The organism is Streptomyces sp. NPDC018031 (assembly GCF_044327625.1).
Classification (GTDB): domain Bacteria; phylum Actinomycetota; class Actinomycetes; order Streptomycetales; family Streptomycetaceae; genus Streptomyces.
This window is the reverse complement of the sequence record NZ_JBIRFT010000071.1, coordinates 1-1255: the sequence shown is the minus strand read 5'-3', so window position 1 is coordinate 1255 and position 1255 is coordinate 1. Positions and strand designations below refer to the sequence as shown.

At 62.1% G+C, this 1255-nt stretch carries 1 protein-coding gene; it reads right to left on the bottom strand.

The window, feature by feature from the left end:
- Positions 1-160: 160 nt before the first annotated feature.
- On the bottom strand, positions 161-1255 hold a 1095-nt coding region (locus tag ACH4B3_RS34270; protein WP_398469711.1), incomplete at its 5' end, for a hypothetical protein.

Here is a 1255-nt window from a genome sequence, read left to right as displayed (position 1 = left end):
CCACATGATCGGATGAGAACACCGACCAAGGATGTCACCGCCACGCGAGACACCAGATCGGGGGGGCGCCCCGCGTACTTCCGATACACGCCCTAGGGCTGGGCGTCGTTGTCGCCGGCCCGCTGGCTTCGTCGATTGGCGGGCCGGTTTCGAGAAAGCATCAAGCACCGAAGGCCGCAGCCTCGGCTTGAGCCTGCGCCAGCGCCGCCTGATACTTGTCTGGGTCGGCCAGAGCCAGCCGCTCGCAAATATTGATCCGGCACCCCATGGCCCCTGCTGCTTCGGCGATGTCCCCAGCTTGTCTAAGTGCGTACGCCTGGTTGTAGAGCGCGCCGGTTAGTTTGGGCCATTCCCAGTACTGGTTGGGAGTGAAGGCGGCCAGCTGGTTGTAGTTGACTGGTTCGGTGGAACCGGGCGACCTTAGGCCGGCGAGTACCTCATAGACCTCCACTCCCTGCTGGGCAAAGGTTTTCGCAGATTCTGCGTGCAGACCCGGGCGGAAGTAGTGCAACAGCTCAAATAGAGCCTGAGCCAGGGACGGGCGGTGTTGCTCCGGGTCTTTCTGAACCAGGCGTTCGAAGGCGCGGACCTGCTTGACCGTCCATGAAGCCGCAGCCGCATAATCTCCGGCCTCGTGGGCCACTCTCCAAGCCTGGTTGTAGAGCGCGCCGGTTAGTTTGGGCCATTCCCAGTACTGGTTGGGAGTGAAGGCGGCCAGCTGGTTGTAGTTGACTGGTTCGGTGGAACCGGGCGACCTTAGGCCGGCGAGTACCTCATAGACCTCCACTCCCTGCTGGGCAAAGGTTTTCGCAGATTCTGCGTCCAGGCCCGGGCGGAAGTAGTGCAACAGCTCAAATAGAGCCTGGGCCAGGGACGGGCGGTGTTGCTCCGGGCCGACCTGAGTGAGACGCTCCAGAACACGAACTCGTTGAACCTGGGCTGCTGAGGCACCAGCAGGGTCACGTAGCTGAGAGTAGGCTGAGGCAAGGTTCCCGAGGACCGCGGCCACACCGACCCAATGATCATTGGGAATGAATTCGGCAAGCTGGTCGTAGTCCACCGGACCGGTCGAATCAGCTGCACGTATTCCCGCACGTTCCTCAGATTCTCTGAGGAACCGCAGCCCAAGCGCCAGCGATGCAGGCCCGTGTACGCCGGACCGGTGGAACAGTTCGTGGATGAGCTGGTCGTCACCGACGTACGCGACATGCTGAACGTTCTCCGGTGTGGTGTACCAGCTCGTCGGACTCGTACC